This is a genomic window from Bacillus sp. S2(2019) (assembly GCF_005144805.1).
GTDB classification, from domain to species: domain Bacteria; phylum Bacillota; class Bacilli; order Bacillales; family Bacillaceae; genus Bacillus; species Bacillus altitudinis.
This window is the reverse complement of sequence record NZ_SWFL01000002.1, coordinates 876,718-891,599: the sequence shown is the minus strand read 5'-3', so window position 1 is coordinate 891,599 and position 14,882 is coordinate 876,718. Positions and strand designations below refer to the sequence as shown.

Sequence of the window (14,882 nt, the reverse complement as noted above, 5' to 3'; positions counted from 1 at the left end):
CAGCTTGAACGAGAGTCTCTATTCAAGCTGATCAATTTATAGCGTGACCACCCCGCGAATGGTAATAACCGCTGCACCTGCTACTTTAATGACCGGCTTTGTTTCATTCGGAATGACCGTGATACGAAGCAATCCTGGTCTGCTGATTGCATCACCTTGAGCAATGCGTAGATGAGTGGTTTCTTGCTGAGAAATGATCCCTTCCAAATACAGATATCCGGCCAATGCCCCGTTGGCTGCTCCCGTTACAGGATCTTCGGGTATACCAATGCCAGGTGCAAAATCCCTTGTATAAAGATCACAGTCCTTTATGGATTGAAACGTATAAAGATGAGTCGTTGTGATACCCTGCGCTTTATTCATTTTCCCTAAAGCTGCTAAGTTTGGTGCCGCTTGATCAATGTCATTCTGGTGTTTCAGCGGAACAAGGAGATGCCAGTTTCCGGTGTTTGCTAATTTTATAGGATAGGATGGATCAATCCTGTCACTGCTTATACCGAGAATATCACTAAGCTCTTCTACATCGATGATAAAATCTCGCGTCTTTGGCGTGACCTGTGTCATCTCCACATCCACAACTTTGCCATTCTCTTCGTGCCATACAACGGGAACATGGCCAATCTTTGTTTCTAACACCACCCCTGATTTTTCTTTAGCCATCCCTAGCTCCGTCGCTAAAAGCCAAGTCAACCCAACCGTCGCATGCCCGCAGAAATTGACCTCTTCCGTTGGAGTGAAATACTTCACTCGATAATCGGCTTTCTCATCATGTGCCGGTAGCAAGAAAACGGACTCGGGTAAGTTCAACTCCTTGGCGATATTCTGCATCTCATCCTCCGTTAACCATTCCGCATCCAACACCACCCCAGCGGCATTACCTCCAAATTTCTCAGTTGTAAACGCATCAACATGATACACCCTAATATCTTTCATCTGACGAATCCTCCTAAACATGTTGTTATGTTCATCATAAGTGTGTAGGATGCATTCGTAAAATGAATCTTTTGAATGTGATGAATTGGAATTGTTCATGCAATACAATATCAAACAACTAGGCGCTAAGGGTGGGAAAGTCTACGTTACCATTACAAGAAAAGGAATGTCAGAGAGTGGTAAGACGGTAAAGACGTTTAAGGGAAAAAAATAATGATGGATCAAAAGGGAGGTACGAAGGAACCTGCTTTTTTGTAGTATGCTTGAACAAAACAAAAAGAAAGCGAGGGGTTCAGCATAGCTTTAGGGGGATATATCAATATCGGATTGGTATTCTATGATGACATTCATTTAATAACCACTTTTCACAAACTGACTGACTATTTAACAAAAAAAGGAATGTCAATAACAAAAGTAAAGTTTAGTCAGGACGCTAATGGCGAAGCATGGATCGAACATGATGTAAAAGAGAATAAAATCAAAAACAATTACTTGGAAGGTTTTTATACAGAATTTGAATTGGCGGGAACATGTCTAAAACATACAACCATGAACATACAAAAAGAAGCTGGTTTTGTGGGATTCGTTCTATATTTAAAGTGGACAGAGGTTGTTTCACATGATGTCGTTCGTATTCAACAGGAGATCGTACAGTGTCTTGTAGAACTTTATCATACTCTTCCGTTTGAGTATGCATTCATTGGTCATGAAATGGAAGTCGAGATTCATCCAGATGATGTTGAAAAGAGTCTGCAAGAACATCATGCTTTTCCAGTTGTTCTTATAGGTAAAGGGGATTATTTAGTCACTTTTTATGGTGATACTGCCATTGACGGGCTAACTACTCAAGAGAGAGGGAAGAAATATTTAAAGGTTAAAAGAGAACAGTAGAAAAGCCTCCTGAATGTCTCAGGAGGCTTTTTCCATCCATCACCCATAATAATTATTCGCCTGAATAAAAAATTGGGATTGCATGTAGTTATATGTGATTTTCGAGAAGTCGAAGGGCTGGCCGTTAGTGAGATGAAAGACGGTTTCGACACGAAGAGCAGGATCGTCTTGTTTAAGTCCGAGGTGCTTCGCTTCAGTTTCGTTTAGTTTGCCAACTTGCAGGTACATGTCAGAAAAGCCCACTTTAAGACCAAGGCCTTCACTAATGAATTTAAATACAGAATCGGCTGCAATTTCTGTGTTGAGGTAAGGAATAATGGTTTTCCGGTAATAGGACTCTTCTAAACATAAAGTTTGTCCATTGATGTAACGAATGCGTTTAAGGTAGAAAACATCCTCATCTGGTTCAATGTTTAAATTCAGCGCAGCTTCTTCTGGCGGTTTGACGGTATCTAACGTGAGAACTTCTGATGTCAGTTGAAATTCCTCTAAATCTTTTTTGAACCCTTGGTTGGATAAAAGGCTGATATAGCCTTTGCGCCTGTGCCTTCTCACAAAGATGCCGCTGCCCCTCACCTGATAGACAATCCCTTTTCTTTCGAGTAAATCTAATGATTTGATAATTGTACTTTTGCTCACAGCAAATTGATTCATGAGCGTCTCAAGCACAGGAAGTTTGTCTCCTTGCTGTAGCTCATGTGTGACAATATATTTTTCAATATCGCTCGCAATTTGTTGATACTTTAACATAGCCATTCCTCTTTGTTTTCACGATTTATTGTCTTTGTATTATAGCACATCCCGATTTCTCTTTGATATGCAAACTCAAATTATATATGTATTGATAAATTGTACCGGTATAATTATAATGTACATATACTAGTAGTGATAAAGGGGGGTTTTATATGTCAAAAGTGAGGGATTATCAAAAGCTTGCAGAAGACATCTTAGAAGCAGTTGGCGGAGAAGAAAATGTGGTGAGTGCCGCAAGATGCGCCACGAGGCTGCGTTTGGTGTTGAAGCGTTCTAATCCAAAGGCAAAAGAAGCGGTCAACGCCATGCCTGGAATCATTACAGTGGTGGAAAACGGTGGTCAGTTTCAGGTTGTGATCGGTCAGCATGTAGGTGAGGTATATGAGCATTTTTCCAACCTTGTTCAGCTCCAAACGTCGGATGATGATCAGCCGAATGAAAACAAAGGAACGATACTGAATCGGGTCATTGCGACCATGTCCGCTGTGTTTGCGCCATTTGTGTATATTTTAGCCGCAGCTGGTATTTTGCAAGGTGCACTTATCTTAATAAATTTGATATTTCCAAGCTTCTCGAAAACAGGAACTTATGAAGTGTTTAGCTTTATTTCTTGGGCACCGTTTACGTTCCTGCCTATTTTTATTGCGATAACTGCAGCCAAGCATTTCAAAACGAATATGTATATCGCGGTTGCTTGTACAGCTGCGCTTGTCAGTCCTTCTTGGACAGAGATTGCTGGACGTGTAGCATCAGGGGAAGGTGTGACCTTTTTAGGGATTGCTTTATCTGAAACGGTTTATACATCATCCGTCTTGCCACCGCTTTTCTTAGTATGGATTCTTTCCTATGTAGAAAAATTCTTAAACAAACGAATTCATGAAGTCGTCAAACCGCTATTTGTCCCATTTTTATGTATGGTCGTCATGGTTCCGTTAACTATTCTATTAATCGGTCCTCTTTCGACAGCAGGTGCAAATGGAATTGCAAACGGATACAATGTCTTAGCTGAAAATGTACCAGCTCTGGCAGGGGCCATTATCGGCGGTTTCTGGCAAGTACTCGTGATTTTCGGTGTTCACTGGGGCATCACGCCAATGGTACTTGCGAACTTTGAACAATATGGACGTGACTCTTTTCAGGCATATCAAACCATCGCTGTTATCGCTCAAGTCGGTGCGGTGCTGGGAGTTATTTTAAAAGCAAGAAATCGGGAAACACGGAAAGTTGGGGTTTCAGCTGGAATCACAGGACTCTTCGGTATTACGGAGCCTGCGATTTACGGTGTCACCTTACGTTTTAAAAAGCCGTTTATTTTCGGGTGTATTTCTGGAGCAGTCGGTGCCATTGTGGCCAGCTTCTTTACGCCTTATTACTTTGCATATGCAGGGCTGCCTGGCCCTCTGACCATTGTGAACGGAATCAGTGCAGATTATCCAACGTCTATCATTGGTATTTTGATTGGTGTGGCCATTGCGCTGATATTACCAGTTGTGCTTATTCAATTGTTCGGTTATGGGGAAGATACGGTAGACCAGCCAGCTGGTGAAACACCTGTTAAAGATCAAGGCGGAGAAACGACACAAGCTTCTATGAACAATGAAGAAATGATCACGGCTCCACTTACAGGAAAGGTGCTTTCGTTATCTGAAGTGCCAGATGCCGTATTTAGCTCTGGAGCGATGGGGAAAGGCTTTGCCATTCATCCGACCGATAACAAACTGTTTGCACCGTTTGATGGCAGTGTCGTCATGCTTGCACCAACAAAACATGCGATTGGTCTGCGTTCTGAATTTGGTGTGGAGTTACTTGTTCATGTAGGAATTGATACGGTCTCTCTAGATGGATCGGCATTTACACTCAATATCAAAGAAGGCGACAAGGTGAAAAAGGGTGACTTGTTGATGACATTTGATCAGGAAGCAATTGAAAGCAAAGGATTACAAACAATCACACCTGTTATCCTTACCAATACCCAAGCATACGAAGATGTGATTGTAGAGAAACGTTCGACATGTCAGCCAACTGACGTCATGATGACAATTGTGAAATAGGAGGAATAGATAATGACTTTACCAAAAGATTTCTTATGGGGCGGGGCATTAGCCGCTCATCAATTCGAAGGTGGATGGAATGCAGCTGGCAAAGGGCCGAGTGTTGTAGATGTCATGACAGCAGGTGCTCATGGTGTTCCAAGACAGATCACGGAAACGATAGAAGAAGGAACTTTTTATCCAAACCATGAAGCCATTGATTTCTACCATCGTTACAAAGAAGATATCGCCATGTTTGCTGAAATGGGATTAAAATGCTTGCGAACATCGATCGGCTGGAGCCGAATTTTCCCTAAAGGGGATGAAGAAGAGCCGAATGAAGCAGGCTTACAGTTTTATGATGATGTGTTTGATGAACTGATTAAACATGGCATCGAGCCTGTCATTACACTGTCTCACTTTGAAATGCCCCTCCATTTGGCAAGAGAATACGGCGGATTCCGAAGCAGAAAAGTCGCTGAATATTTCGCGAAATTCGCGGAAGTTTGCTTCAATCGTTACAAGGACAAGGTCACGTACTGGATGACATTTAATGAAATCAATAACAAAATGGACGTCAACAACCCGTTGTTCCTTTGGACAAATTCAGGGGTATCTGTCAAAGAAGGCGAAAATGCCAAAGAAGTCATGTATCAAGCGGGCCATCATGAATTGCTTGCAAGTGCATGGGCAGTGGCAAAAGGAAAAGAGATCAATCCGTCCTTTCAAATTGGAGCGATGGTGTCCCACGTGCCAATTTATCCATATTCCTCAAACCCAGAAGATGTCATGCTGGCAGAAGAATATATGAGACAGCGCTATTTCTTCCCAGATGTCCAAGTGCGTGGCTACTATCCAAGCTACGCGTTAAAAGAATTTGAGCGCGAAGGCTATCATATTCCATTTGAAGAAGGCGATGAAGAAAGTTTAAGAAAAGGAAAAGTAGATTACCTTGGCTTTAGCTATTATATGTCAACAACGGTCAAAAGCGATGCAGTATCTGATCACAAAGGAGACATTGTCAATGGAGCACTGCCACATGGTGTAGAAAATCCGTATATCAAATCAAGTGACTGGGGCTGGTCCATTGATCCGACAGGTTTAAGGTATACATTGAATCGTTTTTACGATCGCTATCAAATCCCGCTATTCATTGTGGAAAATGGCTTTGGTGCCATTGATCAAGTGGAAGAAGACGATTCTATTCATGACCCAGAGCGAATTCAATATCTCGCTTCTCATATTCAAGCACTGAAAAAAGCGGTTGAATATGACGGTGTGGACCTCATCGGCTACACACCTTGGGGCATCATTGATATCGTGTCATTCACAACCGGTGAAATGAAAAAACGCTACGGCATGATTTATGTTGACCGTGATAACAAAGGTAATGGTTCAATGAAGAGACTCAAAAAAGATTCGTTTACTTGGTATCAAAACGTCATCGCAACGAATGGTGAAGAAGTGTAATAAAGAAATGACTGGACCGGATGAGCGTGGGATTCGCTTGTTCGGGTTTTTTTATTTCCTATGCTTCAATGTAGCCTGAATACAAAGAAAAAAGAGAGTGATCACAATAAAATAATTCATTGGATTGTGAAAGATATTGATGCTAAATGCTAATTGAAGAAGAATCCAAAAACCGAATATCACTGTAACAGCTGGGATGATTTTTTTATACACATTGATTCTCCTTTCGAGAGTAGTTTGTTTTTAGGTGGCATTGTCTCATATCATTGCAGAGATGAAAAGAGAGAAAGATATTAATAGGTTCTATTGCATAATTTGGTATAATTGGTCTATAAAAACGATAAATGGTAGATAAAGAATAGGAGTTGTTGAAATGAATCAAACTCTGCAAATGGGTGCCAATACCGTACTAAACTCTCCAAAGGGGCAATTATCCATCAGTTATGAAGTCTCATCTGCAATTGATATTTCTTTAACGGCGTTTCTCTTAACAGATTCAAATCTAGTTCAAGGAGATAATGGCATTATTTTTTACAATCAGCCGGAGAGTACTACGGGTGTCGCGACACTTTTACCAGCAGAGATATCAGATCAGTTGAAAAGACATCAATTGAATTTTGATATGAGCAAAGTGCCTGTCGGAATCACAAAGATGGCTATTACACTAACAGAGGATCGAGGAATCGGCTTTTCTCATGTGAAGAATCTGCAAGCAGAAATTCGAACAGGTGATGAGGTGCTATACCTAACACCAGTAAGCTTTACAAATGAAAAGGGTATTGTCGTAGTAGAGCTATACATAAGAAATAGTGAAACGAAAGCACGATCCATCTGGCGTGGCTTCGATTCTGGATTGGAAGGGCTATGCAAGCTTTATGGGGTGGAGGTTGAACCTGATGAACAGGATGTTTCTACACCTCCTCAAATGGTTTCTGAAAAACAAATTAATGAGCCTGCTCCAATGAACACAGCCGCTAAAGAGAAAGTCTCTGCACCTATTAGCTTAGAGAAAGTTCAAGGTAAAATAAGTCTAGACAAAGGTCATAAACCGATCATCATTGACAAAACACCAGAGATTACGGCTACAGTATCTTGGGAGTCTGGTACCGATTATGATATTTACGCGTTGATCTATACGAAGTCAGGAAAACAAATAGATGTGGCCATGTTTGGCGCAAAAGGTGTTCCCGCTCTCAAAAGTTACGGTAACGGGGCTGTTGAGCATATGGGAGATGTCGGTAGAGATCGTGAATCAATGAAAACAGAAGTCATTAAACTAAGGTTAAATGATGATATCCTTGCGGTGGTACCCGTTGTTTACTCTGCTCAATCAAATGGAACAGGTTCTTTCTATAGATATAGAGTGTCTATGAGTATCGATAATCATCAAGGAACGTCTGTCACGATTTATGCAAAACATGCAAATGACAATGATCGAATTTATTCTTGTGTTCCTGGTATACTTCAAAACACAAATGATGGCGTGATCATCCGTCCACTAGAGCTTTACAGCAAGCCGAATTCCGAGCGCAGACCTAAATTAAAAATGAAGTCTTCAAATGAAATTGATGTTTTGATGGATAAAGGACCAATCAATGACTATAAGTGACGTGAACATGTGGCTAGACAGAGTATAATGAACTGTCTGGCCTTTTCTATATCTCTACAATGGATAAACTCGTTTATCCAAATTAGAGGGTAAATTGAATAGAAAGTCCATTCCATTTTTTATGTCATTTAGCCTATTTTTCCGTTTTGGAGGTCACGGTAAAATAGACTTTATGATCAATAATGGAGGGAGTGGCTTCTTCTGGGCAAGATACTTGATGCAAAAGCACTAACCAGTGCCATGGATACAAGGGCAAAACACTATCAGGAACTCCGCGAACAAATGATAGATTTAAAAAAGGCATTACAAGGTGTTGCCAACCTCGGTGACGACTTCACTGGAAAAGGTGCCGATAACATTAAAAGCTTCTACAAAGAGCTCGCAGGAAATGTGGACATGTTTATTAGCTTCATTGATAAACAAAAAGCCTTTCATGAAGGTGTTTCTGGAACGCTTGATGATACAAACTTTGGCGGCGATACCTTTGTAGAAGAACACTTTTTAGACAACGCTGTACATATGGGCATCAAAAACGCCAAAAGCATTGTAAAGGATCAAAAAAAGGCACTCAAAACGATTTTTCAAGATATTGATGACCTCATTTCTCTGGAGGTATTTGATAGTAAAACCTTTGACGAAAAGATTGCAGATGCGGAAGATGAACGCAAGAAAACGGTTAAAGATTTAATAGAACTTGATCAAAATCTAAAAGATGAATATGCTTTGTCAGAGACTGAGGAGAAGGCTACAATGGCATTGTACGCAGAAATGATCAATGCCACAAATGACGGAAAATCCATTTCGCCTATGAATTTTGACAAGAAAGCGTATCAAAATAGCGAAATCTACAAGGCAAAAAGCGATATTGAGAAGCAAACTTCTGAATATCTAAAAATCAAAAAAGATCAAGAAGAAGCCCGCAAGATCGCAAAGGAACAAGAAGCGCTCGCCAACCGTCCGTGGTATGAAAAAGCTCTTGATTACGGTGGGAATATCGTTAATGAGCTGACAGGCGTGAACGATGCAAAACGTGCCGCAACAGGTGTCGATCCGATCACAGGTGAAGAACTCACCGCAGGCCAGCGAGTCGCCGCAGGCGGCATGGCAGCAGCAGGCTACATCCCGATCGTCGGCTGGGCAGGACGTATTTTCAAAGGCGGAAAAGCCGTCTATAAAACGACTCAAGCCACGTCCGCCGCAGTCAAAGCCGTCGACATTTACAAGACATCACAGAAGTCTTTTGACGCCCTAAAAACATCTCAAAAAGGCTTATATGGCCTCACCGCAACTAACGGCTTCAGCGAAGCGATTACGGGTCGAGATATGTTTGGAAATAAAGTCTCGAAAGAACAGCAGGAAGCGAGTATGAATGCGGCTTTGGGGATGCTTTTGCCATTTGGGGCGAAAGGGTTTCATGGGAAGATGGGTGTGAAAGATAGTTCAGGGAAAGGTGGATTTAAACATAAGTATTCTGACAATAGCAAAAATCATCTAATTCGACCAGAAGGTGTTAGTAAAACAGGTGTAAGTGGTGGTCATAATGAAAAGGAATTTTTCAATTATTTAAATGAAAAGGAAATTCCCTATAAATTGGAGAGAAAGGAACGCCATCCTTCGGTCCATGGAATAAATGATGTGTACTATAAAATAGCAAAACAAGAGCGTGGTATGTATACAAAAGAATTTAAAGCCTCTACTCATAAGAAGACTGTTTATGATGATAATGTATTTACTGATGAACAAATTTACCAATTTGGACAAGAGGCAATGGAAAATGGTACTGAGTATGTAACTAGAGGCGGTCAACATGTAATACAAGGTACATCAAATGGTTTAAAATTTGAAGGATGGAAAAATCCAAAAACAGGGGAAATTGAAAGTTTGTATCCAGTATTAGAATGGAAAAAATATAGTAATTAGGAGGATCTTGATGTTAAATAATATGCAGCCAATAGTTCAAGACTTTTTTTCTTTTTTGAAGAATGATTTATTTGAGGTGTTAGAGTGTTTGTCCCATAGAGAACCTTGGCAAGATCATATGATGGGATACGAACTTCCAGAGCATTCAGAGGACGTTGAATTTAATAATGGAGTAATGATATTTATGGACACAGCATCTTATCATGAAATTGTGATGGATAATCTAGATTTCTATAGTTGCTTGGAAGAAATTTGTATGGAGTATGTTGCTGAAACTCCAGAACAGAAGGCACAAGTTTATTTACTTTTGGACAAGGTAAAGACTACTTTAAATTTGTGAAAATTAAACCTAACTGAGTAAACCTTTAATACGAAGGTTGATTAACTTATATGAGGTATTCATATGAATTTAAGGAGCAATAATACTACCAGAATAAATAATTATTCTTTATACAAGATATTTCAACAGTAGAAGAAGTAGATCAGTATATAAGATAAAGTATATGAAACCTTTGACATTTACCAGAAACACAGGAAGTTAGGGGGTTTAACATTCACTAGCAGAAAGGGTATTTGATGTTTACTATTTCGAAGTGTAGGGCAGAAATAAAAATCTTTAAAAATATCTAATTTATTAGTTTGTCTAATCACAAAAGGAATGTATTAAATTATGTATTTTTCATTAGAGCATTTAAAACATCACAAAATAAAAGTTGATTGGAAAACTATATATGTAGGAATTAGGCTAGATTTGATCTCATACAAAGAAATAAGCAAGTATGCAGTGGAATACTTATCTAATCATACTGAATGTGAAAATTCTTTAATCCTAGAATTAGCTTGGGGTGCTGGCGATCCAGATGAGGATTATAGAAAACTCCAAATGATATTAGTAGAATTATACAATGATTTGGTAGAAGAAGAATCTAGCCAATGGGACATTGAAAAAAGGAAATGGAGATATGGTATAATGTCTCACTTAAAAGAAAAAAATAAGAAGTCACCTGAAGAGTTATTGGATGAATTGTGTGAAGTATACGCTGATTTTGGTTACCCTGAGGATATGGAACCATTTATTCATTATATGCCTCCTTCATATGGTTATAATCCGTTACTATATTCAAAAGAAGAGAATATAAATAGATTAGTATCTTTTTTTGATGAGTTTTTACAAAAAGAAAAAGCAGTTGTCCAATTCGAGCAATTTTAATTACTGATTAAAGGTGACTAATGAAAATAAAACTTGAATTCGAACAAGGTGTGACAAACTACTATAAGTGGTTAGATCAGAAAATAAATGAATTTAAACAGTTAAGTGTATATAGTATAAACGGATATCACTTTTTAAATGATGGTGGAATAGAGGCTTTTCAAAGTTATTGTCAAAATGAATTAATCGAAATTTTTAGCGGTCAATTAACTAATTACCATTTTTATATCTTTCTAAGTAAGAAAGTAAATGATGTACATTCGCGAATAGAGAGATTCCGAAAAGTATGGAAATCGATTGATTCGGAAATAAATACTTCAGGTTTTGAAAAGGGGCCAGAATTACTTTTAGATGAACAAGAAAATCAATTTTATGTCAGTATGGCCAAAGTACCTCAACCTGATTTAGATAAGGCATTGCGAATAATGGATCAGTATCAATCTAGTTTCATGATTGCCAGTAGGGATTCTATGCTCTCAGAGGAATCTATAAAAGATTTGTTTTACTCAGGATTGGATCAGAATAGTCATGAAGTAGATTATCAAGCGCTTTTTTTGAAGTATGGTTTGAATAGTGAAATTATCTTTAGATGGGGATCTGTTCTAAATGAGGCCGAATTGGCAATGATTTTAAATCAAGATCATACCCAGAAAATACAGGAGCGAATACAAAGCCATTCATAGTATCTCAAAAAGAGAATAATCCGTAATATTTTAAACAATCCCCACATTTGGGACTTGCCCTCCCGTTTTGTGAGACTGGGAGCAAAACACCGTATGAAACAGCCAGTTGTCGAAACTCTTTCGGTGACTGGTTGTTTCATTTCCATTGAACTCGAATATTGGTATATGTATTTTATAAAATCGCTGCGTAGTGATTGTCAGGTGGTGAAGATGATAGAACCCTTCTGATTTTAAATTGGAGTGGAAGGTTTCGATGTGGGCAACTTGTTTATGAAAGCGATGATGCTCCCCATAATGTGTAATATTCTTAATTCCTAGCTTATAATGGAAGGTTAGCTGCAAGTCTGTTGTGAGTTGTTCGCATCTATGAATGAAGATGCATTTTAACAAATTAATTAATTATCTAATAAGGTATTTATCGTAAGGATAAATACAAAATGGAAAGGAGATGTTGAACTGGCTAATATGAATAAAAACCAAAAAACAAAAATCGAAACCTTAAAAAGAAAAAGCAGAAGAAAGCACTTAATAAACGAATTAAGCTATATGACACTTCCAGAACCCCCTTTTTTGGAGGTCGAAGAGAATCAATTTTTTTGTCAGAAGGTATTTATTTTCCTGCAATCGAGAGAACATAAAAGTCAAATACATGGAGACAACTATCTAGAGCATATTGAAAAGTCTACACAAATGTTAAATGAAATGGTCGGGAGGATAAAAGAGACTCCTAAACAAGGGAGATTGCTTTTTTTCCGAGATCATGAAATTGAAGCGCTTTTAGTGAATGTGGATGAAGTGTTTCATCATTTAAATCAACTTCTTGAGCAAACCAAATTTTTAAGTGGATACGGAGATTTCATTTTAATAGCAGAGGATTTTCATTTTGGATTATGCATAGAGCGTACAGAATATTCTTATGAGTTTAGTTTTTGGGGAATGTGAGTTTAGATCAAGCTTCATTTCAAAAAATGACAGGGATTTTTCTCTATAACCATTTCCCTCAAATTTAAGCAATTCACTATCATTACCTTTCACATTCATATAAAATAAGAGCTAGTGAAAATTTGAAGAGATGCTTGATAAATGAAGGGCATGTAAGCTGTGAGCCGCATGAAATGATGAGATGTTTCAAGTACGTGAAGGTTGCAAAGCTGTTTCTCCTCACGCATGAATCTTGTAAGCGTAACCATTATTTGTCACTTCATTGCAATGTGTTGAGGGGTGTGTCAGCATGAAGAATCCGTATTTGAGAACGGCTTCTAGTCTTTATATCAATTATTTTTTATTAGGTATGGTCAATATTATTTTGGCTTCTAATATGCCATTTTTGATCAAACAATTAGATACAAATAGTGCGGGGATAAGTTATATGATATCTGCACTCGGTATTGGCAGGGTGCTCACGTATGGTTTATCGGGCGTACTGTCAGATCGTTTTGGACGAAAGCCGGTCATTTTGGTTTCGGGGGTGCTGATGGCGGTGTTCCTCATTGGAATCCCATTGTCTCCGAATTATCAAATCGCGTTTGCGTTTGCGATTTTGGCAGGGGTGGCGAATTCGGCGATGGATGCAGGGACGTATCCGGCTTTAATGGAAGCTTTTCCTCAAAACTCGGGATCTGCAAATGTGATGGTGAAGGCGTTTATTTCGATTGGGGCGACCATTCTGCCGCTCGCTATTTTCTTTTTAGCAGAGCATGATCTGTTTTATGGATTTGCGTTTTATTTACCTGCTTTTATCTATTTAGTAAATGTGATCATGCTGTGGACATTGCCATTTCCGAATCATCGCAAGGTGGAGCAAGTTCAGGTGACGGAGCATGATGGACTTCCACGCTTCTCATCAGAGCCTACGTTTTGGAGAGAAGGGGTCGCACTGATTGTGATCAGTTTTACATCAAATGGTCTGTACGCCTTGCCACAAATTTGGCTGCCTACGTACGGTGAGGAAATATTGGGAATGGCTTCTGGCAGTGCTGTGAAGCTGCTTAGTTACTATAGCATGGGCGGTTTGCTGTCTGTCTTATTGCTCGCATTTCTTTTGCGCCGCATTGTTCGTCCGGTCACCGTGCTGCTACTCTATCCGATCATTACATTAGCCTCTATCTGTGTGCTATTGGTGGTGAAGTCTCCAGTCATCGGGACCGTCAATGCATTTGTATTGGGCTTTTCAACAGCGGGTGTCTTTCAGCTGACGTTAACCGTAATGGCTGAGTTCTTCTGGAAAAACAAAGGGACGATGACAGGAATTATCTCAACAGCAGGCGGAGTGTCCGCCATTGTGATTCCGGTCGTCACTGGTTTGATCGAAACCCACGCTACGATTTTGCAAATCTTTATATTTGATGCGGGTGTCGCTGTTGTTGCGATCATCGGGGCGATGTATATCCTCAATCGATATCGCCGGATTATGATACACGAATAAAAAAAGACGACTTCCAAAGCGGAGGTCGTCTTTTTTCTGTGTTTCGTTTAGAAACGGTCATTTTCAAATAGAATTTGTTTCACTTGTTCAACAGGCATATCCTCGCCAGTAAACAGTTTGTACGCAAGGGCACCTTGCCATAGCATCATGCCAAGACCGTTAATCGTTTTGGCACCAGCTTCTTGTGCTTGAGCAAGAAGTTTTGTTTTTTGCGGGTTGTAGACGACATCTGTCACGATTAAGTCTTTGCGTAATACATCAAGGGTATCGTCAATAATGCTAAGCTCATCTAATGGTTTCATGCCAAGGCTTGTCCCGTTTGCTAAGATCGCACTTTCAGCTACTTCACGACGGAAAGCGTCTTTGTCTTCAAGTGGGAAGATATTCGCTTTGACACCGAATGATTTCATTTCGTTGTTGATGTAATTTACATTTTCCTCTGCTTGAACAAAGTATTGATCATTACGAGCAAAAATACTAATTTCACGAATACCTGATTGTGCAAGCTGAATGGCAATCGGAGTTGCAGCGCCGCCAGATCCAACGAGTGTAACCTTTTGTCCAGCTAATTCAACGCCGTGTTCAATTAAGTTTCTTACGTAACCAAGACCATCTGTATTGTAGCCAACCAGCTTGCCATCTTTGTTCACAACTGTGTTGCTTGCACGAGTATATTTTGCAGAATCATCTAGTTCATCTAAGTAATCGAGCACTTTCATTTTGTTCGGCATGGATACGTTAAATCCAGCTGCACCCATCGCTTTCATCCCGTTTACTGCTGCTTCTAGTTCATCATTTCCTACCTCAAAAGCAAGGTAAGCATAGTTGATTCCTGTTAGTGTATAGCCAAGGTTGTGCATCCGTGGTGACAGGCTGTGTCCGATTGGTGTTGCAAGAAGACCGACTAATTTTGTTTTTCCATCAATATTACGTTCGTGTATGTTTGTCATGATTGACA

At 39.5% G+C, this 14,882-nt stretch carries 13 protein-coding genes; 10 read left to right on the top strand and 3 right to left on the bottom strand.

The genetic code is table 11. The annotated features are described in order from the left end of the window. Nucleotides 1-36: 36 nt before the first annotated feature. Nucleotides 37-933: a PhzF family phenazine biosynthesis protein gene (locus tag FBF75_RS09630; RefSeq protein ID WP_136944679.1), complete on the bottom strand. Its 897-nt coding sequence runs from the start codon at nt 931-933 to the stop codon at nt 37-39. 327 nt (nt 934-1,260) lie between these two features. Here FBF75_RS09630 and FBF75_RS09625 point away from each other — a divergent pair, with 327 nt between their 5' ends. After that, on the top strand, nt 1,261-1,824 hold the full coding sequence (locus tag FBF75_RS09625) for an Imm64 family immunity protein (protein WP_052321089.1): 564 nt from the start codon (nt 1,261-1,263) through the stop codon (nt 1,822-1,824). A gap of 39 nt (nt 1,825-1,863) precedes the next feature. Here FBF75_RS09625 and FBF75_RS09620 read toward each other — a convergent pair whose 3' ends face one another. Further along, a complete protein-coding gene (locus FBF75_RS09620; RefSeq protein ID WP_017359955.1) occupies nt 1,864-2,574 on the bottom strand; it encodes a GntR family transcriptional regulator in 711 nt (236 codons plus the stop codon). Nucleotides 2,575-2,729: 155 nt separating this feature from the next. Here FBF75_RS09620 and FBF75_RS09615 point away from each other — a divergent pair, with 155 nt between their 5' ends. The 9 genes from FBF75_RS09615 (at nt 2,730) to FBF75_RS09575 (ending at nt 13,924) form a co-directional block, all read left to right on the top strand. Continuing rightward, entirely contained in the window at nt 2,730-4,628 is a 1,899-nt protein-coding gene (locus FBF75_RS09615; RefSeq protein WP_136944677.1) for a beta-glucoside-specific PTS transporter subunit IIABC, read from the top strand. A 9-nt stretch (nt 4,629-4,637) separates the two neighbouring features. After that, nucleotides 4,638-6,077 (top strand): 6-phospho-beta-glucosidase BglA, encoded by a 1,440-nt coding sequence (gene bglA / locus FBF75_RS09610; RefSeq protein ID WP_025208295.1) that lies wholly within the window; start codon nt 4,638-4,640, stop codon nt 6,075-6,077. Between the two features lie 373 nt (nt 6,078-6,450). Then, on the top strand, nt 6,451-7,686 hold the full coding sequence (locus FBF75_RS09605; RefSeq protein ID WP_025208293.1) for a TerD family protein: 1,236 nt from the start codon (nt 6,451-6,453) through the stop codon (nt 7,684-7,686). Nucleotides 7,687-7,926: 240 nt separating this feature from the next. Then, nucleotides 7,927-9,606: a T7SS effector LXG polymorphic toxin gene (locus tag FBF75_RS09600; protein ID WP_136944676.1), complete on the top strand. Its 1,680-nt coding sequence runs from the start codon at nt 7,927-7,929 to the stop codon at nt 9,604-9,606. A gap of 10 nt (nt 9,607-9,616) precedes the next feature. Continuing rightward, nucleotides 9,617-9,946 carry a hypothetical protein gene (locus tag FBF75_RS09595; RefSeq protein WP_072368311.1) on the top strand — a complete coding sequence of 110 codons (330 nt, stop codon included), beginning with the start codon at nt 9,617-9,619 and terminating at the stop codon, nt 9,944-9,946. 330 nt (nt 9,947-10,276) lie between these two features. Continuing rightward, complete coding sequence (locus FBF75_RS09590; RefSeq protein WP_072368310.1) at nt 10,277-10,816, top strand: DUF2247 family protein; 540 nt, start codon at nt 10,277-10,279, stop codon at nt 10,814-10,816. 20 nt (nt 10,817-10,836) lie between these two features. Further along, nucleotides 10,837-11,499: a hypothetical protein gene (locus FBF75_RS09585; RefSeq protein ID WP_136944675.1), complete on the top strand. Its 663-nt coding sequence runs from the start codon at nt 10,837-10,839 to the stop codon at nt 11,497-11,499. A 465-nt stretch (nt 11,500-11,964) separates the two neighbouring features. Next, nucleotides 11,965-12,441, top strand: a complete 477-nt coding sequence (locus FBF75_RS09580; protein ID WP_136944674.1) for a YxiF family protein — start codon at nt 11,965-11,967, stop codon at nt 12,439-12,441. Between the two features lie 289 nt (nt 12,442-12,730). Then, complete coding sequence (locus FBF75_RS09575; protein ID WP_136944673.1) at nt 12,731-13,924, top strand: MFS transporter; 1,194 nt, start codon at nt 12,731-12,733, stop codon at nt 13,922-13,924. Between the two features lie 47 nt (nt 13,925-13,971). On the opposite strand, the gene FBF75_RS09570 is transcribed toward FBF75_RS09575, so the two are convergent. After that, nucleotides 13,972-14,874: a shikimate 5-dehydrogenase gene (locus FBF75_RS09570; RefSeq protein ID WP_008344408.1), complete on the bottom strand. Its 903-nt coding sequence runs from the start codon at nt 14,872-14,874 to the stop codon at nt 13,972-13,974. Nucleotides 14,875-14,882 lie beyond the last annotated feature (8 nt).

Bases quoted from the DNA above. Each gene is read 5' to 3' on its own strand.
- FBF75_RS09620 (WP_017359955.1), bottom strand. From the start codon at position 2,574: ATGTTAAAGTATCAACAAATTGCGAGCGATATTGAAAAATATATTGTC.
- FBF75_RS09575 (WP_136944673.1), top strand. From the start codon at position 12,731: ATGAAGAATCCGTATTTGAGAACGGCTTCTAGTCTTTATATCAATTAT.
- FBF75_RS09605 (WP_025208293.1), top strand. From the start codon at position 6,451: ATGAATCAAACTCTGCAAATGGGTGCCAATACCGTACTAAACTCTCCA.
- FBF75_RS09580 (WP_136944674.1), top strand. From the start codon at position 11,965: ATGAATAAAAACCAAAAAACAAAAATCGAAACCTTAAAAAGAAAAAGC.
- FBF75_RS09600 (WP_136944676.1), top strand. From the start codon at position 7,927: ATGGATACAAGGGCAAAACACTATCAGGAACTCCGCGAACAAATGATA.
- FBF75_RS09585 (WP_136944675.1), top strand. From the start codon at position 10,837: ATGAAAATAAAACTTGAATTCGAACAAGGTGTGACAAACTACTATAAG.
- FBF75_RS09590 (WP_072368310.1), top strand. From the start codon at position 10,277: ATGTATTTTTCATTAGAGCATTTAAAACATCACAAAATAAAAGTTGAT.
- FBF75_RS09570 (WP_008344408.1), bottom strand. From the start codon at position 14,874: ATGACAAACATACACGAACGTAATATTGATGGAAAAACAAAATTAGTC.
- FBF75_RS09595 (WP_072368311.1), top strand. From the start codon at position 9,617: ATGTTAAATAATATGCAGCCAATAGTTCAAGACTTTTTTTCTTTTTTG.
- FBF75_RS09615 (WP_136944677.1), top strand. From the start codon at position 2,730: ATGTCAAAAGTGAGGGATTATCAAAAGCTTGCAGAAGACATCTTAGAA.
- FBF75_RS09630 (WP_136944679.1), bottom strand. From the start codon at position 933: ATGAAAGATATTAGGGTGTATCATGTTGATGCGTTTACAACTGAGAAA.